We start from the raw sequence: 23,381 nt of genomic DNA on the forward strand, positions 1-23,381 counted from the left end.
GGCCTGGGGTGGTGGCCTTTCGTCGGCAGGGGTGCTTTTGCCCTACTGATACGGTCCTGCGGAGGTGGCACAAAATTAGGCTTGGCTTAGAGTCGCTGGTGCCGGTGACATCATGTGATGCAGGACACGTTTTATCGCCGTATCGGGATCCGTCTCGATCTGTGGTTGTCTTTGTATCTTATCCCCCCAGGGGTCCCATATCGATACAGCTGCGCATTCCCATCATACGCTCCGGGACTTCCTATCAGATGAGACGATTATTACAAACGGGTTTCAGATCAGTTTCCCGCCTGTGTACGTCTCCGCCGCGCCGCAACGCGGTCGTAATGCGCGCATCACCATCCAGACACGGGAAGCTACCATGAGAAGAGTGAAGGACCCTCTGAGAATTCCCCGCGTCCTCGAAACACTCGCGCAGGCCTGGGAGAGCCAACCGGACCTGACCCTGCCCCAGCTCTACGGCGTGCTGGAATCACGGGGAGTCGGCTGGAACTCCACGGACGAGGAAGTGGTGGACACGCTCTTCGCCCTGGCGGCGGAACGCCCGTCGCTTCTCACCGCCGACTCCCCGGGCCGGTATCTCGTCGAGACCGAGCAACCGTCCTACCGTGTCACCCTGGACCCGTGGTGGGCGGCCGTCCGTCCCGCCCGACGCGGCCCGGAGACGGAAGCCCCGCAACCTGTGGTGTGGCGACACGGCGGAATCCGACGGTGCGCGATCGGACAACCACTCACGGTCCTCTCCGCCGAGGGGACCGTCCACCGTTTCGGCCTGGTCACGCGGATCACTGTCCTGACGACGACGGTGGATTCAATCACCGACGCCCCGGACCTGGGTGGACTGCAACGCGAAGAGCTGGATGGCCACGTGTATCTGCTTCGCCTGGCGGGGGATGAACACGCGGGGACGACCGTTCTCCTGGACCATGCGCTGTGGATCTTCGACGTCTCCCGCCGCGAAGTGCAGCGCGACCGGGTGCCCTGGACTCGGCTGGTGTCGGCGTCCGTGGGGACGGAGCTGGTCGTCGAGCGGCCGAACGGCGGCAGAATGCAACTTCCGGTCGTCGAGCAGATCACCGTGCTGGAATAGCGCGGAGTAGCGCAGTCAGGGGTGGTCACGGATTACGCCTCGAATTTCGGCGACCTGGCCTTTTGCCGCGCCCGCGACGCGCCGGAGCGTAATCCGCGACATCCCTGTGCACCGCGGAAGGGTAACCTGGGTCACACTGACCCACTTCTGGAGGTGCGTCCCGATGAAGAGCATCGGCCGAATCCTGACATTGTCCGCCGGCTCTGCGGCGCTGGCCCTGGCTTTCGCCTCACCCGCGAACGCCGCTCCTCCGACACCCGAGCCCCGGAACGCACCCTGCGCCGTGGAGGCGAAAGCATGCATCAGCCTAGGTAACCAGACCGCGTGGCTGCAGGACGGCGCAGGCACCATCATCCGCGGCCCGGTGGCTGCCAGTACGGGCCGAGCGGGGTACGAGACCCCTGCCGGAACGACACAGGTCACCCGGAAGGACGCGGACTGGTGGTCCAGCGCCTACGACGCCCCGATGCCGTTCTCGGTGTTCTTCTCAGCGGGAACGTCCTACCCCCACGACATCGGCATCGCCTTCCATGAGGGCGACCCGGGCGTGCTCTCCCACGGGTGCATCCACCTGCTGCACGACGACGCTGTCACCTTCTTCAACACCCTCCAGGTCGGCGACATCGTTGATGTGGTGGCGTAGGCACCCCTGCCTACTGAATGGCGGAGACGAGGGGATTCCGCACTACGGAGATTGCCCATACCGTCGCTACCTTGCAGTTTCCATGCTTTCAGCAGGTCATTACCCATGGTACGGTGCCCACTATAGGTACACAAGTACCCACACATTCACACTCATTGCCCACGTATTGCCCACGGATTCCGTGGTGTGTGGGCAGCAGGAACAGGGCACAAGGGCAGGGCAGCAATGGGCAGACCGAAGAGCAAGCCGAAGAAGCGGCGGTTCGGCGCGACGGAGGAACTGAGGTCAGGGAAGTTCCGGGCGCGCTACACCTACCGGGGGCGGCGGTGGACTTCCCCGCGTACTTTCCTGTCACGGGGACGCGCTGAGGGGTGGCTAGACAGTGAGGAGCGGCTGATTGACCGGGGAGACTGGACGCCCCCGGCGGAGCGCGAGGCTCAGGCAGCGGCGGTGAACGTCTCCCTCAACGAGGCAGTGGACCGGTGGATACGTACCGCCGGGCACCTAGCGGAGTCGTCGCGGAGGTTGTACCAGTCCATCCGCCGGAACAGGATTGAGCCGTACCTGTCGGATGTTCTGCTACCAGACTTCACCCGGTCCCATGCGTACCGGTGGGTTGACGACATACGGCGTGACCATGGGGGCATCACGAAACGGAACGCGGACGCTTACAAGTTGCTGCACGCGGCGCTGCAGGCGGAGGTGAATAGCGGCACGCTGGACGCTAACCCCTGTCAGGTGAAGGGGGCGACCTTGTTACCGGAGCGTGAGCACAAGGCCGTGCCGAACCTGCAGCAGTTACGGGTGATCGTGGACAACATGCCGGAGCATTACCGCGCCGGGACCGAGATAGCGGCGTGGTGTGGGTTGCGGTCGGCGGAGTGGCAGGAACTTCGACGGCGCGACGTTGAGCGTCACCAGCAGCCCCCGGCGGTGGACGGTTCCCGGAGGCCGGACCGGGTGATTCTGCACGTTGACAGGCAGGCTCAGAAACGCGGGGGAGAGTGGACGGTGACGCCCCCGAAGGGCGGCAAGACGCGGACGGTCGTGGTACCTGACCACCTGGTGAGGGTGATTGATGAACAGTTGGCGTCACGGTCTAATCCGGGTCGGGACGGCCTGTTGTTCCCGAACGGTGACGGTCAGCAGGTCACGCGGCAGAAGTACTACAACGCTTTCAAGTTGCGTGCTGCTGAGGCCGGGTGTCCGAAGGCGTCCCCTCATTCGTTGCGGCACTTCGGCGGCACGGCGTATGCGCAGGCGGGTGCGACGGTGCGGGAGATGATGGACTATCTAGGCCATTCCACGCCGGATGTGGCGATGGGGTATCAGCACACGGCGGCGGATAGGCCGGTGGTGTTGGCGGCGGCTATGTCGGCGCTTGCTGGGGTGGTTCCCGGCGCGCCGGGTGTTGTGGACGACGGGGACCGGGACGGAAACGGTGACGATGAATGACAGCGGCGAGACGGCGGGTGTGGAGCGTCTACAAAGGCAGTGGGAAATGGAGGAGCGGATACGCGGCGGTTGGCTGCTGGACAGTAAGAGGCTCAGGAAAGCGGCGCTTGTCGAGTACCGGTGCAAGCGAGACGGTGACCTGATCGCGGCGCTGGTGAAGGTCGAGGGCACCCTGTTTTTCATGTGGAGGCAGTACCGGAGTATTGCGGTAGTCAACGGCGACGAACTGCAGGATTGGGATGCCGGAGAGGTGCCGGAGGGGGTGGACGCGGACGCCGTGGCACGCGCTGAGGAGTCGGTGAACAAGTGGCGAGACGTGCCAGGGGTACCGTCTCCGAACTACAGGCCGGAGAGCCTGAAAGAATCCACGGACCTGACCCCCGAACCGGTGCCGGGACGGTGGGAGTGCATACGGTTCGCTGATTGGACAGAGACGCTGAGCGTCCACGCGAACTGTGCTCATGTGCCCCTGCAAGTGGGGAAAGGCCGGGTGCGTGGGGACGCTAGGCGTGTGCGGCGTAAGCGGTCTAAGCGCGTCGCCTTGTAGCGAACCCCCGGTGCCAGACGTGCCCACATCTCCCACATGGGGTATCGTCGTCACCACAATTCAGCGCGCGCCTAGGCAGGCGAATACGCGGGAGTCGCGGCCCGGAAAATGAGGACCCTGAAAGGGCTAGTTTTCCATGTCACAAAGGACGCGCCGATACGCGACCGTCAAGGTCGCTGCAGAGTACGCCGCTACAAGCACAAACACCATCCGGCGGTGGGTGCAACAGGGGAAGGTAAACGGGTTTGGGTACGGCACCCGGTTCCTCCGTGTGGACCTGAACGAGATTGACGCCATGCTTTCCGGCCACGCCGTGAAGGTGGTGGCCTGAATGGACGACAGGCAAGACGTAACCCCCACCAACAGGGCAGCAGGTGGGGGTGTAACAGGGCAGACGACGGGGGAGCCGTCTACACCTGACTATATCACCCCCACCTCGGATGTTCCGACCACTGAGCAGTGGAAACGACTAGACGCCTACAACGAGACTGCCCTGTTGCGAGGACTCATGCACTTCCCATACGGCAAGGTGCTGGAGGAGTGCACCAACGAGGACCCCGGTACGTTGTTCTCCCCACCCCGAAGGCTGATTCTGGAGACCCTACTGAGGGTCGCCACCCGGGCCGTTGAGAACGACGCCGGAGAGCGCCCGGTGAACCCCGTGGCGGTCATCGCGGAGTTGAACAAGACACCCGGCGCGGAGGCACACACGGCGTTGACGGTGGAGTTGCCGAACGTGTTGTCACGTCCGGTGGAGGGGATGCACGCCACCACCCCGAACGTGTTTGAGATACCTGCGTTGTGGGACGTCGTGAACGAGGCGCACATGTACCGCGCTTGCGGCACCGTGGGCAGGACGCTGATCGGTGTGGAGGAGACCCGCGACCCGTTCAGCGTGCCGGGGGCGTTGCGTCAGTTGGTTCGGTTATTGGTGTTGGCTGAGGCCGCAGGTTTCGACATTCCTGGTGATGATCGGAGGACGGCATGAGTGACTTTCAACCGTCGGCGTTCTGGGGCGCACCGGAGACGTTGATGACGGCAACGGGTGGCGCTGAGAGCGCGTCTGAGCCATTGAACGAGCACCCGGCACCCCGTGGCACCGGAGAGGACGGCAGCGCGGCTATCGCGCCGAGCGAGGACGGCGGAGAGCATCCGGTGAGCGTCGCGGATGTCTTCGACTGTCGCGCCGTTCTCCGAAGTATCCGTGACAACGCCCGAAACGCGGGTGAGGCACCGTTTGCGGTTCTGGTCGCGGTCATCATCCGGGTGTTGGTCGCCACGCCCCCGTCCCTGATGCTTCCCGGTCTTGGAGTCCGAAGTGCCCCCGGTTCGCTGAACATGTACGGCGCGCTTGCGGCACCTTCCGGCGGCGGCAAGGGCGAGGTCATGGCAATGGCGGAGAATTGCGTCATCATCACGGACAGTCACGGCAGGCGCGTAGATGTGCCGGTGTTGCCGGTCGGTTCCGGGGAAGGTCTGGTGGCAACGTTCGCCATGCCGAATGACCCGGAGGAGATGCCGGTGACCCGTGCCATGTTCGATGTGGACGAAATCACGGAGTTGACCGCGCTGTCAGGGCGTACCGGTGCGACGTTGCAGCCGAAACTGTTGTCTATGTGGTCTGGCAAGGCTGTCGGCAACACCAATGCGGACAAAACTACTACGCGGCGACTGAACGCTGGATCGTACCGGTTAGGTCTGTTGGCTGGTGTGCAGCCTGCCAACGCGGGAGTACTGCTGAACGAGGACGGCAGCGGACTACCTCAGCGGTTTCTGTGGGCAGACATGGAGGATTTCGACCATGACATGGACACCCCGGCGGCTGAGCCGGTACAGGTGCGCGTGCCCGCCGGGGACGACCTACAACGGGTTGTGAGAGTGTGCCCGGAGGTGACGGCGGCGCTGAGGACGGACAAAGAGCACAAGCGTGAAGGCCGGTACCCGCACCCGTGGGATTCACACGCGCTGCAGTGTCGGGAGATAGTGGCCGTGGCACTGTCACTGTTGGACGGTCGCACTGGTGATGTGAACTCGGAGGATTGGCGGTTGGCTGGTCTGGTGTGGCAGCACAACCGGGATACACGGCGCAGGTGCCTGCAAGGCAGTCGTGACCGTGCGACGGAGGCGGCGGCAGCGCGGGAGAGCGTGCGCGCGGAGGCACGCGGACAGGTTGCCGATGAGCGTATGGATCGGGCGCGGGAGGTGATCGAACAAGCCCTATCGGACGGCGGTGGTCGATTTCGTCGTTCGGCGGTTCGCAACGGTAAGGCACGCCGCTGCAGGAACGAGTTTGACGACGTTCTCACGGAAATGCTGGAGGCGCGCCGGGTGTCAGTGAGCGAGGACACGGAGACGGGGGCTGAGTGGATTATGGACCTTAGGACGGACGGAGAGGAGTAAAAGGGGGTGTCCTACCCGGCCCTACCCGTCCTATCACTGTTCAGAGCGTTGCTTAGGTGTCCTACCCCATCCTACCCCTAGCAGCTGAGCGGAGGGGGTAGGACGCCCCTGGGACAGGGGGTAGGACATTCTGTTTTGTCTGTGACCTGCACTGGGACGGGTAGGATGGGTGGGACGCCCCCTTACGGTCCCCCGGAGATTCCCGTGCCCCCTTCGGTACGGTCGGCACGCTACCAACCGAACGCCCCCATGGGCGAACACCACCCCAGAACGGCGAGACCTACAGGCGGAGTTTCCCGGCGATGCGTTCCGCTTCGGCACGGTGCCTGTCGGCAACCTCAGCGACCACACTTCGGGCATGTTCCATCTCTCCCATGGCGGCGTCCATGTCGTCCTGACTGATCGGGGTGACGACGCCGTAGTGTCGCCACGCGATGACCTTACGGGTGTCCTGGTCTACGACGACGCGACCGTTGCGGACGGTGGGGTTGGTGCCGGGTTTGCGGACGATGTGGACCGGTCGCCACAACGTCACCGCCGTGTCCCAATGGGAGGGTCGTAGGATTGGCTGGTCGGTGTTGTCGTGGAGTTCAGCACCCTCAGCGTTGAGGGGCGTCGGTGGGGGCGGAGCGTGCGGCGTGGTCGCGGTTGGTGGCGTGCCACCGGGCGAGGGTGTCAGCGACCATGGCTGTCATGGGAGGCCATGAGGCTACGGCGTAGAGGTCGTTCGCCGTCGGGGTGGGGATGTTGCAGCCGTGGGGGAGTTCGGCGTTGACTTCGGCGGCGAGGGTGGACCATGCGGCATTGTCGTCGGCGGCGGACTGTTGGACGGTTGCCCATTGCCCGGCGCGCTGGTGTGCGGCCTCAGTGGCGTCCTGCACGCTGGTGATGCGGTTGGTCAGGTCCGTTGCGGCGTGGTCGGCGCTGTCGTGGCGTGTGGGGGAGTCAATGGGGCCGTTGACGGTGTAGGAGGCGGTCCCGTCGTTGGTCGGCGAATTCATGGCAGGACGCGCCATACTCCGTTGGCCGCTTTCTCCGCTTGCACAGCAAGAGGCAGCATTGCCCCGTTCCCTTATTTTCCCTTTGTACACTCTTAGCTATGACTCTATCTCCCGCGCAGAAGAAGCGCGCCGCCCGGGACTTCGCCGCGAAGTGGAAAGGGCGCGGCAACGAAAACGAAGATACCCAGAGCTTCTGGCTGGAACTTCTCCGCGACGTCATCGGCATGGAGGACGTCACCACCGCTGCCCGCTTCGAGCAGAGCACCGTGGACCGCGGATACATCGACGTCGTCATCGCTGACGCCAAGACCTTCATCGAGCAGAAATCACTCGGCATCGACCTGGACAAAGCAGAGACCCGCCAGGGGCGAAAGGTCACCCCCTTCCACCAAGCCAAGGCCTATGCGGACTCCATGCCGAACACCCAGCGACCAGACACCATCATCGTCTGCGACTTCAACGAGTTCCGTATCCACGACCTCGCCAACACCGCGAAGCCCGGCGAGAACTACACAAGCTTCACCCTCGACGAGCTGCCGGACTACCTTTACCTGCTGGACTTCCTCGTAGACCCCCAACGCGCGCGCCGGGTAAGGGAACAACGGGTCTCCTTGGACGCCGGTTCGCTCATTGGCCAGCTGTACCACCTGTTGAGCGAGCAGTACATCGACCCGGAGACCGAAGAGAACCAGCACGCGTTGAACGTGCTGTGTGTGCGACTGGTGTTCTGCCTGTTCGCCGAAGACGCGGGCCTGTTCCCCAAAGACGCCTTCTACCACTTCCTCCAAGACCTCCCGGCTAACCGTATCCGCCCGGCGATCAAGGACCTGTTCGCCTGGCTGGACACCCCCGAGGAAGACCGCGACCCCTACGCGTCTGACGCAATGAGGGCCTTCCCCTACGTCAACGGTGGCCTGTTCCGTGGGTCTACCGAGGTTCCGCCGTTCACCGACGAAATCAAGCAGGTCCTACTCGACGACGTCAGTAAAGGCACTGATTGGGCGTCCATCTCCCCGACGATCTTTGGCGGCGTCTTCGAGTCCACGCTTAACCCGGAGACCCGGCACGCCGGTGGAATGCACTACACATCGCCGGAGAACATCCACAAGGTCATCGACCCGCTGTACCTCGACCAACTGACCGACGAGCTGGACAACATCCTCACCGCCGAAGGTATCGGCGACCGTAAACGACGCAACCAGCTCAACGCCTTCCATGAGAAGCTGGCCGGTCTGACGTTCTTCGACCCGGCGTGTGGCTCCGGCAACTTCCTGACCGAGACCTACATCTCACTGCGCCGGTTGGAGAACAAGGTCATCTCCGAAAAGGCCGGTAACCAAGCTGCCTTCGGCTTCGAGGACATCGGTGTCTCCCCGGTGAAGGTGTCACTGCGGCAGTTCTACGGCCTGGAAATCAACGACTTCGCCGTGTCGGTCGCAGAGACAGCGCTGTGGATTGCTGAACTACAGGCCAACATCGAAACCGAGACGATCGTCGCCCGGACCATCGATGATCTTCCGCTCCGGGACGCGGCGAAGATCGTCCACGCCAACGCGCTACAGACGGACTGGTCAGACGTCGTCGCCCCGGCGGGCTGTTCCTACATCATCGGCAACCCGCCATTTCTGGGAGCACGGAACCAGTCCAAGGAGCAGAAGCAGGACGTCAAAGACGTTTTCACCGCCATCGGCGCGTCGCGGAACATCGGCAACGTTGACTTCGTCGCTGCCTGGTACGCGAAGGCCGCCGACTACATCGGCGACCACCCGGTTCGCTGTGCTTTTGTGTCCACCAACTCCATCTGCCAGGGCGAGCAGGTAGCGAACATCTGGTCACCGATCTGGGACTTGGGGGTGCAAATCGACTTCGCTCACGATACCTTCCGCTGGGCCAACGAGGCCACGGACCAGGCCAACGTTTTTTGCGTGATCGTTGGGTTCTCGAAGCACGGTGGCCCGAAACGACTGTTCCATTACAAGACTCCTGACTCCCCAGCCGAGCTTCAGCGTCCGGCCCAGCTCAACGCCTACCTCGCTGACGCCCCGGATGCCTTCATCTGGAACCGAAGTACCCCGATTTGCGATGTGCCGAAGATCGGGATCGGAAACAAGCCGATCGACGGTGGCAACTACCTCTTCACGGCTGAAGAGAAGGACGCCTTCCTCGTCAAGGAACCTGGTGCAGAGAAATTCTTCCACCAGTGGATGGGCTCCCAGGAGTTCATCCGCGGGATCGAGCGCTGGGTGCTCTGGCTCGGTGACGCCAAACCTTCGGAGGTCGCGAAGATGCCCACAGTTATGGACCGAGTACGCGCGGTCCGCGATTTTCGGTTGGCAAGCAAGAGTGCGCCGACACAAAAGTTGGCGAGCACACCCATGCGATTCCATGTCGAGAACATGCCGGAAGGAAACTCGATCCTTATCCCCCAAACTTCTTCACAGCGTCGGAAATATATCCCGCTTGGATATGTGCACCCGGGAGTACTGTGCAGCAATGGTGTCCGACTAATCCCTAATGCAACTCTATATCACTTCGGAGTCCTCCACTCCCAGTTCCACATGGCCTGGATGCGCCGTACCACTGGCCGCCTCAAGAGCGACTACCAGTATGCCGCCAACATCGTCTACAACAACTTCGTCTGGCCCGACACCGATGACAGCACCACCGAGAGGATAGAAGCAGCCGCGCAGGCTGTTCTCGACGCCCGCGCCGAGTATCCAGACTCCACCATCTCGGACATGTACGACCCCGACAACGACTTCCTGTACCCAGCCCTGACCAAGGCCCACCAGCAGCTGGATGACGCTGTTGAAGCTGCATATGGCATCGACAGTGGCGGGGACGAAACGGTCATCTTCGAGCACTTGATGGAGCTGTACACAAGCGCCACCACCTAGCGTCGCGGACACGTTATGTGGGGCCATTGGTGGCGAGGGCAGCACGGAGGCCGTCAAGAGTCTGCAGTTCGGTGGTGGCCGTGTGCCGGGTGTCAGGCATGGTCGGCACCACCTTCGGGGAAGTGGGCCTGCCTCAGGCCGTCCTGCCGTGCATTGTCTCGTTCCCGTTCGATCATCTCGTTGAGACCGGTGGCGAGTTGGTCAGCAAGGTCTGCTTCTTCCCGCCGGATGTTGACGGTGTGGGAGGCGGGTAGGTCTATGCCGTGGAGCTTCCGACGGGAGTCGGAGATGCGGAGCAAGACGGCCAGTGAGGCCGGGTCTCCGTCCATGGCGGCAGGCATGGCTGACTGCCGGAGAAGGAGCAGGTGCGCGTCCTCCTCGGCGCGGAGGTCGTCAACGTTGTCCGCTTCCACGCGGTCTAGCGTACGGGCGACGGCGACGCGCGCGGCGTCCGGAGACGGGTATTCAGCGAGGCGTGCAACCTCGGCCCATGGCAAGCCGCGTGCGCGGAGCGATACCGCTTGAGAGGCTTTCCCGCGTTGTGCGATGCGCGCCGGTGAGTGTTTGGCGTGATCTTGACTCATGCCGGTGCCCCTTCGGCGAGGTACACGGCCATGAAATACGCGGCGGCGGCGAAGTCGTCACAGCTGTCTACGGTGACGTTGAGGGTGGGGACGTTGCCGGGGACCGGGGGAACGTCGTGTGTGGTTTCCATGTTGTGCTTGCCCTGTTCTGCAGGGGCACCGTGGGGGAGTTTCGGGGGCGGATTGCCCACGTTCTGCCCACACGGTGGGTTTCCTGCTGGTCAGTTACATTGTCCGAGCTGCACAAACATGGATTATTTAGCGGAGACGAGGGGATTTGAACCCCTGGACGATCGCTCGTCGCTGGTTTTCAAGACCAGTGCATTCGGCCGCTCTGCCACGTCTCCCAGTGCTGCACGCGTCAGTGTGCGTTCAGCGCGTCCTGATTCTAACCCACCACGCGGCGATTGCCGGTGACCACCCCTGTCTCTCCGCATATCGCTAGGCTGGGGCCATGAACGGGAACATGAAGGCCATCATCCAGACTGACCCCGACGACCCCCGGTCCCTGCACTGGCAGGAGACCCATATCCCGACGCCACAAGAGGGCGAGGTCCTGATTCAGGTCGCTGCTGCGGGCTTGAATCGTGCTGACACTCTGCAGGCCAAAGGGCACTACCCACCGCCAAAGGGGGTATCTGAGATCCTCGGCCTTGAAGCGGCCGGCGTGATCGTCGACCCGAACGGTTGCGTCCGGCCCGACGGCACTCCGTACCGGGAGGGGGACGAGGTCGGTGCGCTGCTCTCTGGTGGCGCGTACGCCGAATACACGATTGTGCCTGCTGGTCAGCTGACGCCCGTCCCGGACGGTTTCGGGCTCTCGGAGACCGCCAGCGTCATTGAGGCCGCCTGCACGATCTGGTCGAACCTGATGATGACGGCCCGACTGCGTGAGGGCGACACCCTGTTGATTCACGGTGGCGGCGGCGGCATCGGAATCTTCGCCACACAGTTGGCACACGCCCTGGGGGTTCGTGTGGCGGTGACGGCGGGGAGCCCCGAGAAACTGGACGTGTGCCGCCGTTACGGTGCCGATGTACTGATCAATTACCGTGAGGAGGACTTCGTCAAGGTCGTCAAGGAACTCGGCGGTGCGGACGTGGTTCTGGACATCATCGGCGCGAAGTACCTCGACGGCAATGTGTCGGCACTGGCTCCGGACGGCCATCTGGTGATCATCGGCATGCAGGGTGGAGTGAAGGGTGAGCTGAACATCGGGAAGCTCCTGGCCAAACGGGGGAACATCTCCGCCACGGGGCTGCGCTACCGGGACCGGGACGACAAGGCACGGATCGTGGCAGAGACGGTGAAGAACGTGTGGCCGATGCTGGAGGACGGCAGGATCTGCCACCATGTGGACCGGGTTTTCCCGATCCAGGATGCCGCAGAAGCTCACCGGTCCCTGTTGGACGGGGAGATCACCGGTAAGGCGATCTTCGAGGTCGCCAGCTAGACGATTCCGCCGACCACGCGGACCAGGTGGTCGATGTCCATGTACGTGTTGTGCGGTGCGAGTGCCACACAGATCGCGCCACCCATCTCGGCCACACCCATCTGATCGAACAGGGCACTTTCTTCCAGACCGACGATCTGGGCGACGACACCGTTGCTCAGCAGCCTCTCCCCGACCACGGACGCTTCGATGCCCTGGACGAGGAAGCTGACACGCGGCAACCGGTCGACCGGGCCGAAATGCTGTCCTCGATTCTCGGTGGGACTTCCCCAGCTGTTGTGGTCGTGCTCCGGCTCGGTGTCTATCTCCCCGTCCACGCCGACAACGTGGACGTTCTCCAGGTCCCGGAGGCCGTCGACCAGGTAGCCGGCAAGTCGCCCGAGATACTCTTCGCTGGACTGCAGGGACGTAGCCAGACGTTCCCGCCGGGTCCCTGTCGCCTCTTCGTCCAGGCCTGCCAGGTGATTCACGGCGGCGGGAACACCCCCGAGCATGCCCGGGGCGTTACCGTCCCGCTCGAGTTCGGCGACGCGGCGTGCCGTCAGTTCCTGCGAATCTGGGGCAGCATGGCGTCCACGACGTAGTTCAACCAGATGGAGTTCGGCCAGCAGCGCCGGATCACGAAACACCAGAGCACCGACCTCTGGGCCACCGAGGGGCGCCATGTCGAGAGCGACGACGTCCGCATCCCATGCATCCAGGTCAATCTTCCGGTAGGGGGCGTAGGCTCCCGCATCCACCACGAGCCAGGCACGGGACTTTGCCCGCATGATGTCGGCGATGGCCCGGATGTCCGTGACCGTGCCCAGGTGGGCATTCGCCGCCGGCACCGCGACGATCGAGGTGTCGAGACTGATCAGGCTCGTGAACTGCCAGGCAGGCAGCGCACCGGTGGTGAGGTCGGCCTCTGCCCACCGCACCGACGCTCCGTAGAGGTCTGCGGCGAGTTTCCACGGGGTGATGTTGGACGGCTCGTCCACGCGGCTGAGAACGACCTCACGACCCATACGCAGTTTCGCGGGCACGGCCGTGGCCAGGATGCCCAGCAAGGTGGCCCGGCTGGGGCCCAGCACGACGCAGTCCGGCGATGCCCCGACAAGATCGGCGACGGCCTCGCGTGCTGCAGAGACGTAGTGGTCACCACGGGCTCCACCGTCCGGCCCCTGCAGGGGTGATGCCCGGAACGCCCTCGACACCGCCGAGCTGACCTTCTCCGGCACCTGCGCGCGGCGACCCGCATTGAGGTAGGTCCACCCCTCGGACAGCGATTCATAGAGGCCTCGCACCCTCGCGATGTCGAACACTCCCGACTGCCCCTTTCCGCATCTCACCACACTGGCGACCTGAGAACATTTTTGCAGGTCACGATACTAAAGTTCAGGAAACGACCGTGCCGTCCCGCCAACGTCACCGATACTACATCGGTACATGGACATGAGTGGCACCGGCGTTGATTACCGCACACCACACGGTTCCGGAGTACCGTATCCCCGTGTCCGATTCAGAAAATCCCCGGCCGGTGGCCACGTCACCGGAGTACGAGCGCTTCGTCGCCGCCCCGACGGAAGGTGGTGTGCCTTCCTCAACGTCCCAGACTTTCGGTGCTGCGTGGGACGACCTGAAGCGCGGCTTCGGGCAGCGCGAACTGTGGCTCACTCTGGGCTGGCAGGACATCAAACAGCGCTATCGCCGCAGCGTCCTGGGCCCGTTGTGGATCACCCTCGCCACTGGCGTGATGGCCGTGGCACTGGGGCTGTTGTACTCCATGCTCTTCCAGATGGATCTCAAGGAGTTCCTGCCCCACGTCGCCGTGGGACTGATCATGTGGAGCTTCATCTCGGGATGCATCATCGAGGGATCCCAGGTGTTCATCGCCAACGAGGGGCTGATCAAACAGCTTCCCAGCGCCCTGAGCGTGCACGTCTACCGCCTGGTATGGAAACAGTTCCTGATCCTGTGCCACAACCTGGTTATCTGGGTGGTCCTGCTGGCGGTGTTCCAGATTCCGGTCGGCTGGGAGGTTCTCCTCGCTGTGCCGGGCCTGGCGCTGTTGGTAGCCAACGGAGTGTGGGTATCCATGTTCTTCGGGATCATCGCCACCCGCTTCCGCGACGTCGCGCCTCTGCTGGAGTCCCTCGTTCAGCTGCTGTTTTACATGACCCCGATCGTATGGACGACCAAGACGCTGCTCGAGCAAGGCGGCGCTGTCGCCGACAGGGCACGCCTCGCGGAGATCAACCCCTTGTTTCACTACCTCAGTGTCGTACGGGGCCCGATGATCAACGAACCCGTCGAAATGCACTCGTGGATCATCGTCGGCGTCCTCACCGTGCTCGGCACCCTGTTCGCCATGGTGTTCATGCGCCAGTGGCGCTCACGCGTGAGCTACTGGGTTTAAAGGAGAACAACCATGGTTTCCATCGACACCTACGACGCCTGCGTCGACTTCCCCATCTTCGACGCCAAATCCCGCTCGCTGAAAAAGGCGTTCCTCGGTGCTGCCGGCGGTGCAATCGGACGCAATTCCGACAACACCGTCGTCATCGAGGCCCTGCGGGACGTCAACCTGCACCTCAACGAAGGTGACCGGATCGGTCTCGTCGGCCACAACGGCGCCGGCAAGTCCACCCTGCTGCGCCTGTTGTCCGGAATCTACGAGCCAACCCGCGGTTCCGCGGTGGTTGACGGACGCGTAGCGCCCGTCTTCGACCTTGGTGTGGGCATGGACCCGGAGATCAGCGGCTACGAGAACATCATCATCCGTGGACTCTTCCTCGGCGAGGGCCGGAAGTCCATGGAGAAGAAGATGGATGAGATCGCGGACTTCACCGAACTCGGCGACTACCTCTCCATGCCGCTGCGCACCTACTCCACCGGTATGCGTGTGCGGCTTGCCCTGGGCGTGGTGACCTCCATTGAGCCCGAGATCCTTCTGCTCGACGAGGGCATCGGGGCCGTGGACGCGAGCTTCATGGAGAAGGCGCGGATCCGGCTTCAGGCCCTGGTCGAGAAGTCCGGCATCCTCGTGTTCGCCTCGCACTCCAATGAGTTCCTGGCGCAGCTGTGCGACTCGGCACTGTGGGTCGACCACGGCCAGATCCGGTCGTGCGGGCCGGTGGACGAGATCGTCGGCGCATACGAAGGGCCCAATGCTGCCGAGCACGTGCGCGGTGTACTGAAGGACCTGGGACGGTTGTAGCTGCGGGTTCGCTCGCGCATCGACCACCCAGCGGGAGCGTGGGGTGTGGTTCTTTCCGACCTGATACGTTTACGTGTATTCGCGGACAGCCGACGCCAGGCGCCAAGCACGCACGAATCAAGGAGACCCGATGAGCAACCCCTTCAACAGCCCGGAGTTCGGCGCTTCCGGAGAGCGCCGTCCGGAGGACAGCCCGCAGACACCCCAGCAGTCGTCATACCAGCAGTACCCGCAGCAGGGCTTCCAGCAACCCACCCACCAGACGTACCCCCAGCAGCAGAACTTCCAGCAGCCGTACGCTCAGCAGTACCAGCAGGGAAGTATGCAGCAGCACGGCGGATACGGCGCTCCGATGTACCCCGGACCACAGAAGTCCAAGCTCGCTGCTGCTCTGTTGGCGTTCTTCCTGGGCACTCTGGGTATCCACAACTTTTACCTGGGGTACACAGCGAAGGCCTGGTGTCAACTGGGGCTGACCATCTTCGGCTACCTCACGGCCATCATCCTCATCGGTTTCCTCTTCCTTTTCTGCGTCGGAATCTGGGCATTCGTAGAGTTCATCATGATCCTCGTCGGAGGCGGACGGTACTCGCATGATGCACGGGGAATCCCGCTCAACTGACGGCACAGCCGCGACCGGACCTCACTCAAGAGCCCTCTGACTGCATTCCCAGGCACGCGTCTCGTTACCGATGGATGTGAAAATCTCTGCGGCCTCCCTGTGGTACCGACGTGATCCGTCATGTGACCCCGCGTAGGCGAAAAGGTTTCCCAGTGCGACCTTCGCTTCGGCATACGCCTCCCGCTCATTCACCCCACTGATATCGTCACGGTTCAATTGATCGTCGAGATCGAGAAGCAGCTGTGTAGCAGTGCGCGGGTCCTCAGCCAGGAAATGGCCGTACGACAGTCGAATAGTCGACCATATTATTCCACTTACCAGACCGTACTTACGCGAAAGGCCGAGAGCCTGCTCATAGACCTCATACATCTCCGCGTAACGGCGCATATCCTCAAGGCACGCACCTTTTTCCAGGAATGCCATGATCTCGCCGTTATGATCATCATTACGCTGGTACAGCTCCGCCAGACTGGTCGCGTACCTGCTCCGCTCGATGTTGTCATGATTTGTGACGTCCGGCGAAAGATCCAGGTGGTATCTCGCGATGAGGATTCTGTCACTCAAGGGGATAGACATCGGGACGTCCACGGCTAACCTGGACAGAACAGATTGAAAGAACGTGTTTCTGTCGAATCTGGCACTGATGGAGTCCCCGAGTTCCTCCATGACCCGCTGATTCAGCCTATGCAGTTCGACGGCGCGGGCGATGATTTCCGGGCGGAGATGCGGGGATGCCAGTGCGGGGTTATCCGCGATCATCTCCAATAGTTCACGGAGACAGTACTGTAGTGCGGACAGCTCGCTGGATTCCTTCGCCGTGGCGAGGTTGCTGCGACAGGCAGCGATCAGTTCGTCCCACACGAGGTCATTCTGCTCCGTGAACGGACTACGCTTGAGGATACCCACCTGCACATCCCACGACGGTGTTCCGGGTTCCTCAGCATCATCGATCACATCCAAGTACCTCTCTCCCAGGATGTCCTCTTCCCGGGGCAAGGCAGGCGCATCCGGAAAACCTTGCGCAACCGTTGAGTAGTCGCGTCCCACATCGTGCCCGCTCGTCCGTCCGGTAGCGTCGTTCTCCAGGAAATGACGTACCGACTGCACCCAGTCAGGGCTCGCCGATGACATCGACAGGACAGCATTCAGAGCGAGGGAAGATTCCATGTCACCGGAACGTCCTAAGGTCTTCGCAGCCACTGCCCGAGCGAAGGCGACGTCACGGAGATCCGGGAGCCGGGGGTCGTCAGAGAACAACTCCCCGATGCGTGCGGAAATTTCCTTGAGGTCTTCGGTTCGGACGAGAAAATCGGAGGCTGCCCCAGGCTCAGAGAGCGACTCCCAGTTCACATCACACTCATTCCGAAGTTGACGCAGCTCCCCCATGACCGTCAATGTTTCCAGCGAATCTGCGGTCATGAGGGCTCCTGGGGTGAAATCGTCGATCTGGCAGATAGGCGCAACTACCTGGCTGTTGATTCTATCAGTCGCTCCCCACGGAAAAAGTCGCAAGGAATCAAACAGACAGCACCAATCTCACCCCACGTGCACCCGCGGCCGGCGTCCCTCCTCGGGTTCGGCCCGGCGGAGAACTTCACGCGTGACCGCCGCATTGTGACCCCTGCCCACCGCCAGGTACCGCAGTATTTCGCGGACCGGGGAACCCGTCCCCCATTCGAAGTAGATGTCCGGAATGGCATCGAAGTGGTCACGGGCATCCAGCGCGACGGCAGCGACGGCATTCGGGACGGTGGTGGCGGAGACGTGCAGTACCGGAACCCCGTCCACGGCGTGGCCGGTCACCTGGAGCACTGAGGAGAAGTCACTCGGGTCACCCACCGTCACCTCGAGGAACACGAGGGGACGGTTCCCACTGAGATGGTTGGACGCCCGGAGGCCGCGTGCGCGTGCTGCGACGTCCGGCGCCTCCCGCGCGCACGACGCCACCAGGTGCAGTTCGCCTGACCCTGCCACCGCCGCCTGCACGATATGCTCGGCCGCCGTGTCGTACCGGATTTCGGAGTCGCGCAGCTCGAATGACCGTCTCGTCCGCGATACGGCGGACACCACGATGATCCCCAGGATGAACCACGCCGCCACCCGCAGCCCCTCGGGACGTTCGATCACGTTCGCCACCAGCGTATATCCCAAGACGGCAGTGACCAGGGCGAAAGGGACCCCGGAACGGCGGTTCCCCCGCCGCAGCGTGTGCAGCGTCACCGCCAGTGCGCCGGAGCCGAGAAGCACCAGGACGCCCGTGGCGTAGGCACCGGACTGGGCGTCCACATCCGCGCGGAAGACCAGAACCAGCACCACCGCGACGGCGGCCAGCACAACCACCATCGGTCGTGAGCGTCGTGCCCATGTCGGCGCCATGCCGTACGCCGGCAGGAACCGCGGAATCAACGCCAGCAGGCCGGCCATTGCCGATGCTCCTGCGAACCAGAGCACGGCAATGGTGGACGCGTCATAGATATTTCCCACCACCCGGCCGAACTCCTCGTGGGCGAGCCACGCCAGCGCTCTGCCGTTCGCCTCACCACCGGCAGCCAGCTGGTCGCCGGGCACCAGCATGGTCACGCACAGCGACGAACCGATGAGGAAACAACTCATGACCAGGGCGCTGACGAGCACGAGGCGTCGGCCTGACCTGATCCGGGAAGCACGCGCCTCCTCTCCGACGGTGCCGGACGCCGGCCGGATCAGCGGCATCACCGACACCCCTGTCTCGAACCCGGACATGCCGAGCGCCAGCTTCGGAAACACGAGAACTGCGACAGCCAGCATCATCCAGATGCTGGAGTGCTGCGTGGTGACCGCCGCAGTCCAGTCGGCGACATGGCCGGATTCGGTGAGGATGCGCCACAGCCCCCGGGCCACCACCGCGGTGGTCAGACCCAGGTACACCACCACGAGCAGGACCGACACGCGGACAGCGTCGGTGAAGCCCTTCAGGAAGACCGCTGCCAGCAGTGCCACCAGTCCCAGCGTGACCGGCATCAGCCAGGGGCTGCTGGAGGAACTGAGCAAGTGGGTTGCTGCATCCGACGCCGACAGCGTCACGGTGATCATGAAGTCGCAGGCAGCGAAGCCGAGGAGAACGAGGATGAGCAACTTGCCGCGCCATCCCCGGACCATGCCGGCCAGCATCCCGATCGAGCCGAGCCCGTCCGGGGATTCGGCGGCGATCCGCCGGTACACCGGGACCGCGCCGAGGAGAGTGACAAGCACCAGTATCAGCGTCGCGACGGGGGCCAACGCGCCAGCCGCCGCAACGGCGATGCCGGGCTGGTATCCGAGGGTGGAGAAGTAGTCGACACCAGACAGGCACATGACCTGCCACCAGGGGCGTCTGGAATCAGTGTCGGTGGTTCGGAGGGGACGTGGTACCTGTGCCGTGAAGGCGTCCCGACGGACCGGATGAAGGCCCTGCGCTTTACGCATAGCCAGAAAGTACGCCTACCCGGCCCTTCCGACAAGAGGTGACGGCACTATGTGTGGATTACGGGTCCGGCTACCGGTCCTCGGGGTGCGCTGCCTCGTAGTCACTGATCACGTCAGCGGCGATCTTGCCGCGTGCGGAGACCTCACGACCGTTGTCATTCGCCCACTGTCGGATGCGACGGTTGCGCGCGGCGTCGGAGGCCGACGAAGACGACGTGGAGGAGGACCGTCCCGTTCCGGCCGAGGCGTTCTTCGGCAGCTTCCGGGCGGCACCCAGATACGGTTCGAGTTCCTCGTCCAGGATCGCCGCGTTCAGCTCGGACAGGTCCAGGACGTAGTCGGCGCCACGGTAGCCGAACTTCACGGTCCGGACCTCGTCAGGAGCAAGTTCTTCCTGGTCAATGTCGTCAACGTAGGTGATCACTGTTCGTCGTCCCATTCGTGTCACCATACCATTGCTCACCCACAGCACTGTCCCTCGCCGGCGCGGGCACCCGACGGGTGTCCCAGGTGCCGTACAGAGAGACGGACTTTAACTAACTAAGTTAGGTATCATTGGTGAATGCCTACCGTATCGAGAACATTCATCGTCTCCGCCGCACGGACCAGCGTCGTCGACTACCTCAAGGATTTCGGGAACGCCGAGGAATGGGAGCCCGGCACCCGGGCGTGCCACCGCCTCGACGACGGCCCGATTGATGTCGGCAGCCGGTGGCACAATACGTCGAAACTTCTAGGTATCAGCACTGAGCTGGTGTACGAGCTCACTCAGCTCGATCTCGACCGCCTCCAGTTTGTCGGTCATAATGACACCGCCACCAGCACCGACACTCTGACGTTCCGAGATTCTCCGGACGGTACCGAGATCACCTACACCGCCGACATCGTGTTCCACGGTGCAGCGAAACTGGCGGATCTTCCCGCCCGCCTACTGTTCGAGAAGGTGGGCAGCGAGATCGTGACGAACCTGACCAACATCCTGAGGTGACGGCACGGTCCGGCTACTCAGCCGCCACAGCATCCCGGCGCACACAAAGCACCATCGACGGCGGAACCGAAGTTGGGTACGCATCCTAGCCCCTCGGAGCTCGCACCCCGGACGAGATCGACCACCATCGCCGCAAAGTCAGCCGTTGACCCCGGAGTCGCTGCCCTGACGAGGTCGATGCCCAGATCTTCGGCCGTCTCCCTCGCCTCGGTATCAAGATCCCAGAGCACCTCGACATGGTCGGAGAGGAAACCGACGGGGCACAGCACGACCGGCCGGGTGTTCCCCTGCTCGACCCGGGCCCGGAGATGATCGCAGATGTCCGGCTCCAGCCAGGGCACGGACGGCGGGCCGGAACGGGACTGCCAGACCACCTCGGCCTCGACCGGGGATGCCCCGACCTCGGCCGCAAAGGAACTTCGGTCCCGGATCAACCGCGCGCTGTCACCCACCTGTCGGGAGTAAAGGTGCCCGCCGAGGCCGGGCGGCCCCGCTTCCGCGTCGGCACGCAGCGGGATGGAGTGCGCCGTGAAGACGAGGTCAGCCTGGTCCGCCTCGTTGAGCATGGCCCTGGCTGTATCCACCGCACGCGCGAATGCGTCAATGAACAGCGGGTGGTCGTGGAACTGGGAGAGACGGCGCAGTCGCGGAGGGGTCAGCCCTGCGTCCACGACAGCGCGACGCGCGCGGGCGATGTCCTCGTGGTACTGGCGGCAGCCCGAGTATCCACCCCAGGCGGACGTGGCGAAGACAGCGGCGGAGCGGATTCCGTCGCGGGCCATCGTCTGCACCGTGTCCTCGACGAACGGGTGCCAGTTCCGGTTGCCGAAGTAGACCGGGATCTCGGATCCCCGCGACTGCAGCTCCGCCCGGATACCGGCGATCATGTCCCGGTTCAGATCATTGAGAGGACTTCTCCCCCCGAGCGCGAAATAGTGCTCTCCGACATCTTTGAGACGCTCACGCGGTATTCCGCGGCCACGAGTGACGTTCTCCAGGAACGGAATGACATCGGCTTCCTGCTCGGGACCGCCGAACGACAGGAGCAGCAGCGCATCGGGTTCATCAGGTCCGTTGTTGTCGTGTTGTCCGGAAATCTGCATCACGTCACTATACGACATTGATCCAGAACATTGCTCGCCAAGCTAGACAACAAAGAGGACCCCTCGCGAAAATCCACCATAATGAGAACTTTCAATCATCGCTAGCTAAGCTAGCTACATGGCAGGTCTCTCCCATTCCCCTCACAACCCAGGCCGCGGACGGCCGAAGACCCTTCTCGTTCTCTCTGACGAGGAACAGACGACGCTCACCGCTTGGGCGAACGACGCCGGATCCCACAGCCCACTCGCCCTCCGGGCGCGGATCATCCTCGCCTGCGCCGCGGGCGCGACGAATACGCACGTGGCAGCCGAACTGAGCGTCTCACGACCGACGGTCGGCAAGTGGCGCAGCAGATTCATCGACCGTCGGCTCGACGGCCTGGCCGACGAGCCCCGCTCCGGGCGTCCGCCCTCAATGACCGCCGAAGAGATCCAGGAGATCATGGCGTCGCGACCACCGGCAGGACGACGAGGCCCGACAACCTGGACGCGACGTGAGCTGGCACGGCACACAGGCCTGTCGCCGTCGACGGTCGGGCGCCTCTGGAAGTCACTGGACGTGCCGGAGGCTCCCTGACAGCACCGCAGCCGTCAGCACCACCGCGGCAGCGAGAAACGCCGCCGTTGACGTGATGCCCGATTCCCAGTCGCCCTCGAGTCGGGCAACGCCGATCCACGCCAGCCCCCAGGCCAGTCCGATCGCCGGCATGAGGCGCCCTCCGCTACGCCAGGCCGTCGCTACACCGACGGCAGCGGCCCCCGTCAGCACCACGGCAGCCGCCGCATCGTCCCACGGACCGGACGGCGGTCCGAGCCCCTCGACGCCACTCGCCGCGAGAACAGCAGCGACGTTGGCGACCGTGGCCACCGTGACCCAGCCGAGATACAGGCCGAATGTGCCGTCGGCGAGGACCGCGCCCACCCTGGTTTCTGGCGGAGTCTCGACTGTGAGTACCAGGACCCGCACGAGCACACCCAACAACACCACGATCACCACAAGACTCAGCGTCAACTGATCGAGCTGGACCGACCAGATCCACGCCGCGTTCAACAGCATTGCCGCCACCGCCCAGGGGCGCAGTCTGCGCTGGCGTGACGACCGACGCTGGGACGGCAACACCTGCCAGACCGAATACGCCAACAGACCGACATAGATCACCGACCAGATTCGGAATGCCGGAGTTGCCGGGGCCAGCGGGGTGGCGTCCTGCCCGAGCCAACCACCGGCCGCCTCGGCAACCGGTGTGCCGCCGACAACGCCGGCACCGAGGAAGGCGACCGCAGTCGCCAGGAACCCGCTGGCGAGGACGAACAGTGGCACCGTGAGGGGCACGGGGGCCGCCGCGTCCTTGCTCATGCTGGTCCGCCCCATGTTCCACTCCTCGTCACTCGCCAGCCAGGATCCTCTCCAGGATAGCTACCCTAGTTAGTTACTGCCACCAGTTATGATGACCCCATGTCAACGGACTACTGGTACGACGGTTCCGACCCCGCCGTGGCGCTTCTGCACGCCATACGGCGGTTTCGGGCTGCTGATCAGGAGATGCGCCGACACATCGGCTCAGACATGGGGCTGAATTCCACCGACACCGAAGCCGTGCGCCACATCATCGCCGGCGAACGCCGGGGCGATCCCCTGACCGCCAAGAGGCTCTCGGAGACACTGCACATTTCCACCGCGGCAACAGCGAAGCTGCTCAACCGGCTGACCGAGTCGGGCCACGTCCGGCGTGCCCCGCACCCTGACGACCGTCGCTCGGTGATCATCGTGGCCACCGACCTCTCCCATGAAGAGGTGGAGGACTGGCTGTCCCCGATGCACGAGAAGATGCTGCAGGCCGCCCACAACGTTCCCGCCGGAGACCGTCGGTCTGTCATCGAGTTCCTTGACGCCCTGGTCGAGGCGTTCGCCCCGGACGACGCCGCACAGGACGACTGACGTGCCTACGCTGGTG

At 63.6% G+C, this 23,381-nt stretch carries 25 protein-coding genes and 1 tRNA gene; 15 read left to right on the forward strand and 11 right to left on the reverse strand.

Annotation, left to right across the window (positions count from 1 at the left end):
- Positions 1–370 precede the first annotated feature (370 nt).
- From CGLY_RS15720 to CGLY_RS15750, 7 genes are all read left to right on the forward strand, one after another.
- Entirely contained in the window at positions 371–1,090 is a 720-nt protein-coding gene (locus tag CGLY_RS15720) for a hypothetical protein (RefSeq protein WP_038550573.1), read from the forward strand.
- A gap of 163 nt (positions 1,091–1,253) precedes the next feature.
- Positions 1,254–1,733 carry a L,D-transpeptidase gene (locus tag CGLY_RS15725; RefSeq protein ID WP_052540458.1) on the forward strand — a complete coding sequence of 160 codons (480 nt, stop codon included), beginning with the start codon at positions 1,254–1,256 and terminating at the stop codon, positions 1,731–1,733.
- A 225-nt stretch (positions 1,734–1,958) separates the two neighbouring features.
- Positions 1,959–3,188: a tyrosine-type recombinase/integrase gene (locus tag CGLY_RS16960; protein ID WP_052540461.1), complete on the forward strand. Its 1,230-nt coding sequence runs from the start codon at positions 1,959–1,961 to the stop codon at positions 3,186–3,188.
- On the forward strand, positions 3,175–3,735 hold the full coding sequence (locus tag CGLY_RS15735) for a hypothetical protein (protein WP_158407410.1): 561 nt from the start codon (positions 3,175–3,177) through the stop codon (positions 3,733–3,735). Before CGLY_RS16960 ends, CGLY_RS15735 begins: the two co-directional genes overlap by 14 nt.
- A 136-nt stretch (positions 3,736–3,871) precedes the next feature.
- A complete protein-coding gene (locus CGLY_RS15740) occupies positions 3,872–4,066 on the forward strand; it encodes a helix-turn-helix domain-containing protein (RefSeq protein WP_038550577.1) in 195 nt (64 codons plus the stop codon).
- Positions 4,067–4,243: 177 nt separating this feature from the next.
- Positions 4,244–4,723: a hypothetical protein gene (locus tag CGLY_RS15745; RefSeq protein WP_144313713.1), complete on the forward strand. Its 480-nt coding sequence runs from the start codon at positions 4,244–4,246 to the stop codon at positions 4,721–4,723.
- On the forward strand, positions 4,720–6,135 hold the full coding sequence (locus CGLY_RS15750) for a hypothetical protein (RefSeq protein ID WP_038550580.1): 1,416 nt from the start codon (positions 4,720–4,722) through the stop codon (positions 6,133–6,135). The genes CGLY_RS15745 and CGLY_RS15750 overlap by 4 nt, the downstream gene beginning before the upstream one ends.
- Positions 6,136–6,415: 280 nt before the next feature.
- Here CGLY_RS15750 and CGLY_RS15755 read toward each other — a convergent pair whose 3' ends face one another.
- Together CGLY_RS15755 and CGLY_RS15760 are read right to left on the reverse strand one after the other, a co-directional pair.
- Positions 6,416–6,670 (reverse strand): RNA-binding protein, encoded by a 255-nt coding sequence (locus tag CGLY_RS15755; protein WP_038550582.1) that lies wholly within the window; start codon positions 6,668–6,670, stop codon positions 6,416–6,418.
- A gap of 64 nt (positions 6,671–6,734) precedes the next feature.
- Positions 6,735–7,136 (reverse strand): hypothetical protein, encoded by a 402-nt coding sequence (locus tag CGLY_RS15760; protein ID WP_038550584.1) that lies wholly within the window; start codon positions 7,134–7,136, stop codon positions 6,735–6,737.
- Between the two features lie 98 nt (positions 7,137–7,234).
- On the opposite strand from CGLY_RS15760, the gene CGLY_RS15765 reads away from it, so the two are divergent.
- Positions 7,235–10,033, forward strand: coding sequence for a DNA methyltransferase (locus CGLY_RS15765; protein WP_038550587.1), 2,799 nt, complete (start codon positions 7,235–7,237; stop codon positions 10,031–10,033).
- 92 nt (positions 10,034–10,125) lie between these two features.
- Here the strand turns inward: CGLY_RS15765 and CGLY_RS15770 are convergent, their stop codons facing one another.
- From CGLY_RS15770 to CGLY_RS15780, 3 genes are all read right to left on the reverse strand, one after another.
- Positions 10,126–10,617, reverse strand: coding sequence for a hypothetical protein (locus CGLY_RS15770; protein WP_144313714.1), 492 nt, complete (start codon positions 10,615–10,617; stop codon positions 10,126–10,128).
- Positions 10,614–10,748, reverse strand: coding sequence for a hypothetical protein (locus CGLY_RS17995; protein WP_265101954.1), 135 nt, complete (start codon positions 10,746–10,748; stop codon positions 10,614–10,616). The genes CGLY_RS15770 and CGLY_RS17995 overlap by 4 nt, the downstream gene beginning before the upstream one ends.
- Positions 10,749–10,879: 131 nt before the next feature.
- Positions 10,880–10,964: transfer RNA gene (locus CGLY_RS15780), tRNA-Ser, on the reverse strand.
- A gap of 119 nt (positions 10,965–11,083) precedes the next feature.
- Between CGLY_RS15780 and CGLY_RS15785 the strand changes: the two genes are divergently transcribed.
- Complete coding sequence (locus CGLY_RS15785) at positions 11,084–12,070, forward strand: NAD(P)H-quinone oxidoreductase (protein WP_144313761.1); 987 nt, start codon at positions 11,084–11,086, stop codon at positions 12,068–12,070.
- Here the strand turns inward: CGLY_RS15785 and CGLY_RS15790 are convergent.
- Positions 12,067–13,374 carry an aminotransferase class V-fold PLP-dependent enzyme gene (locus tag CGLY_RS15790; protein WP_052540462.1) on the reverse strand — a complete coding sequence of 436 codons (1,308 nt, stop codon included), beginning with the start codon at positions 13,372–13,374 and terminating at the stop codon, positions 12,067–12,069. The two genes, CGLY_RS15785 and CGLY_RS15790, sit on opposite strands and share 4 nt — an antisense overlap.
- Positions 13,375–13,643: 269 nt before the next feature.
- Here CGLY_RS15790 and wzm point away from each other — a divergent pair, with 269 nt between their 5' ends.
- The 3 genes from wzm (at position 13,644) to CGLY_RS16965 (ending at position 15,891) form a co-directional block, all read left to right on the forward strand.
- Entirely contained in the window at positions 13,644–14,468 is an 825-nt protein-coding gene (wzm, locus tag CGLY_RS15795) for a galactan export ABC transporter permease subunit Wzm/RfbD (protein WP_407080815.1), read from the forward strand.
- A gap of 12 nt (positions 14,469–14,480) precedes the next feature.
- A complete protein-coding gene (wzt, locus tag CGLY_RS15800) occupies positions 14,481–15,269 on the forward strand; it encodes a galactan export ABC transporter ATP-binding subunit Wzt/RfbE (RefSeq protein WP_038550594.1) in 789 nt (262 codons plus the stop codon).
- 130 nt (positions 15,270–15,399) lie between these two features.
- The gene (locus tag CGLY_RS16965) at positions 15,400–15,891 is read left to right on the forward strand and encodes an NINE protein (protein ID WP_052540463.1); all 492 of its coding nucleotides are present in this window, start codon (positions 15,400–15,402) and stop codon (positions 15,889–15,891) included.
- Between the two features lie 21 nt (positions 15,892–15,912).
- Here the strand turns inward: CGLY_RS16965 and CGLY_RS15810 are convergent, their stop codons facing one another.
- The 3 genes from CGLY_RS15810 to CGLY_RS15820 form a co-directional block, all read right to left on the reverse strand.
- Entirely contained in the window at positions 15,913–17,310 is a 1,398-nt protein-coding gene (locus CGLY_RS15810) for a hypothetical protein (protein WP_038550595.1), read from the reverse strand.
- 117 nt (positions 17,311–17,427) lie between these two features.
- Positions 17,428–19,335 carry an amino acid transporter gene (locus CGLY_RS15815; RefSeq protein ID WP_081803978.1) on the reverse strand — a complete coding sequence of 636 codons (1,908 nt, stop codon included), beginning with the start codon at positions 19,333–19,335 and terminating at the stop codon, positions 17,428–17,430.
- A gap of 70 nt (positions 19,336–19,405) precedes the next feature.
- Positions 19,406–19,774 (reverse strand): histone-like nucleoid-structuring protein Lsr2, encoded by a 369-nt coding sequence (locus CGLY_RS15820; protein WP_038550599.1) that lies wholly within the window; start codon positions 19,772–19,774, stop codon positions 19,406–19,408.
- 123 nt (positions 19,775–19,897) lie between these two features.
- Between CGLY_RS15820 and CGLY_RS15825 the strand changes: the two genes are divergently transcribed.
- A complete protein-coding gene (locus tag CGLY_RS15825; RefSeq protein ID WP_038550602.1) occupies positions 19,898–20,323 on the forward strand; it encodes an SRPBCC family protein in 426 nt (141 codons plus the stop codon).
- Positions 20,324–20,340: 17 nt separating this feature from the next.
- Here CGLY_RS15825 and CGLY_RS15830 read toward each other — a convergent pair whose 3' ends face one another.
- Positions 20,341–21,426, reverse strand: coding sequence for a ferrochelatase (locus tag CGLY_RS15830; RefSeq protein ID WP_038550604.1), 1,086 nt, complete (start codon positions 21,424–21,426; stop codon positions 20,341–20,343).
- 118 nt (positions 21,427–21,544) lie between these two features.
- On the opposite strand from CGLY_RS15830, the gene CGLY_RS15835 reads away from it, so the two are divergent.
- On the forward strand, positions 21,545–22,003 hold the full coding sequence (locus CGLY_RS15835) for a helix-turn-helix domain-containing protein (protein WP_052540465.1): 459 nt from the start codon (positions 21,545–21,547) through the stop codon (positions 22,001–22,003).
- Here the strand turns inward: CGLY_RS15835 and CGLY_RS15840 are convergent.
- Positions 21,977–22,798, reverse strand: a complete 822-nt coding sequence (locus tag CGLY_RS15840) for a tryptophan-rich sensory protein (RefSeq protein ID WP_227590310.1) — start codon at positions 22,796–22,798, stop codon at positions 21,977–21,979. The genes CGLY_RS15835 and CGLY_RS15840 overlap by 27 nt on opposite strands.
- A gap of 84 nt (positions 22,799–22,882) precedes the next feature.
- Here CGLY_RS15840 and CGLY_RS15845 point away from each other — a divergent pair, with 84 nt between their 5' ends.
- Entirely contained in the window at positions 22,883–23,365 is a 483-nt protein-coding gene (locus CGLY_RS15845; RefSeq protein ID WP_038550607.1) for a MarR family winged helix-turn-helix transcriptional regulator, read from the forward strand.
- Positions 23,366–23,381: the final 16 nt, after the last annotated feature.

The sequence above is a fragment of the Corynebacterium glyciniphilum AJ 3170 genome, from assembly GCF_000626675.1.
Lineage (GTDB): Bacteria > Actinomycetota > Actinomycetes > Mycobacteriales > Mycobacteriaceae > Corynebacterium > Corynebacterium glyciniphilum.

Coding starts and splice junctions, on each gene's coding strand:
- CGLY_RS15725 (WP_052540458.1), top strand. CDS start 1,254: ATGAAGAGCATCGGCCGAATCCTGACATTGTCCGCCGGCTCTGCGGCG.
- CGLY_RS16960 (WP_052540461.1), top strand. CDS start 1,959: ATGGGCAGACCGAAGAGCAAGCCGAAGAAGCGGCGGTTCGGCGCGACG.
- CGLY_RS15740 (WP_038550577.1), top strand. CDS start 3,872: ATGTCACAAAGGACGCGCCGATACGCGACCGTCAAGGTCGCTGCAGAG.
- CGLY_RS15745 (WP_144313713.1), top strand. CDS start 4,244: ATGCACTTCCCATACGGCAAGGTGCTGGAGGAGTGCACCAACGAGGAC.
- CGLY_RS15750 (WP_038550580.1), top strand. CDS start 4,720: ATGAGTGACTTTCAACCGTCGGCGTTCTGGGGCGCACCGGAGACGTTG.
- CGLY_RS15760 (WP_038550584.1), bottom strand. CDS start 7,136: ATGAATTCGCCGACCAACGACGGGACCGCCTCCTACACCGTCAACGGC.
- CGLY_RS15765 (WP_038550587.1), top strand. CDS start 7,235: ATGACTCTATCTCCCGCGCAGAAGAAGCGCGCCGCCCGGGACTTCGCC.
- CGLY_RS15770 (WP_144313714.1), bottom strand. CDS start 10,617: ATGAGTCAAGATCACGCCAAACACTCACCGGCGCGCATCGCACAACGC.
- CGLY_RS17995 (WP_265101954.1), bottom strand. CDS start 10,748: ATGGAAACCACACACGACGTTCCCCCGGTCCCCGGCAACGTCCCCACC.
- CGLY_RS15785 (WP_144313761.1), top strand. CDS start 11,084: ATGAAGGCCATCATCCAGACTGACCCCGACGACCCCCGGTCCCTGCAC.
- wzt (WP_038550594.1), top strand. CDS start 14,481: ATGGTTTCCATCGACACCTACGACGCCTGCGTCGACTTCCCCATCTTC.
- CGLY_RS16965 (WP_052540463.1), top strand. CDS start 15,400: ATGAGCAACCCCTTCAACAGCCCGGAGTTCGGCGCTTCCGGAGAGCGC.
- CGLY_RS15810 (WP_038550595.1), bottom strand. CDS start 17,310: ATGACCGCAGATTCGCTGGAAACATTGACGGTCATGGGGGAGCTGCGT.
- CGLY_RS15815 (WP_081803978.1), bottom strand. CDS start 19,335: ATGCGTAAAGCGCAGGGCCTTCATCCGGTCCGTCGGGACGCCTTCACG.
- CGLY_RS15820 (WP_038550599.1), bottom strand. CDS start 19,774: ATGGGACGACGAACAGTGATCACCTACGTTGACGACATTGACCAGGAA.
- CGLY_RS15825 (WP_038550602.1), top strand. CDS start 19,898: ATGCCTACCGTATCGAGAACATTCATCGTCTCCGCCGCACGGACCAGC.
- CGLY_RS15830 (WP_038550604.1), bottom strand. CDS start 21,426: ATGCAGATTTCCGGACAACACGACAACAACGGACCTGATGAACCCGAT.
- CGLY_RS15835 (WP_052540465.1), top strand. CDS start 21,545: ATGGCAGGTCTCTCCCATTCCCCTCACAACCCAGGCCGCGGACGGCCG.
- CGLY_RS15840 (WP_227590310.1), bottom strand. CDS start 22,798: ATGGGGCGGACCAGCATGAGCAAGGACGCGGCGGCCCCCGTGCCCCTC.
- CGLY_RS15845 (WP_038550607.1), top strand. CDS start 22,883: ATGTCAACGGACTACTGGTACGACGGTTCCGACCCCGCCGTGGCGCTT.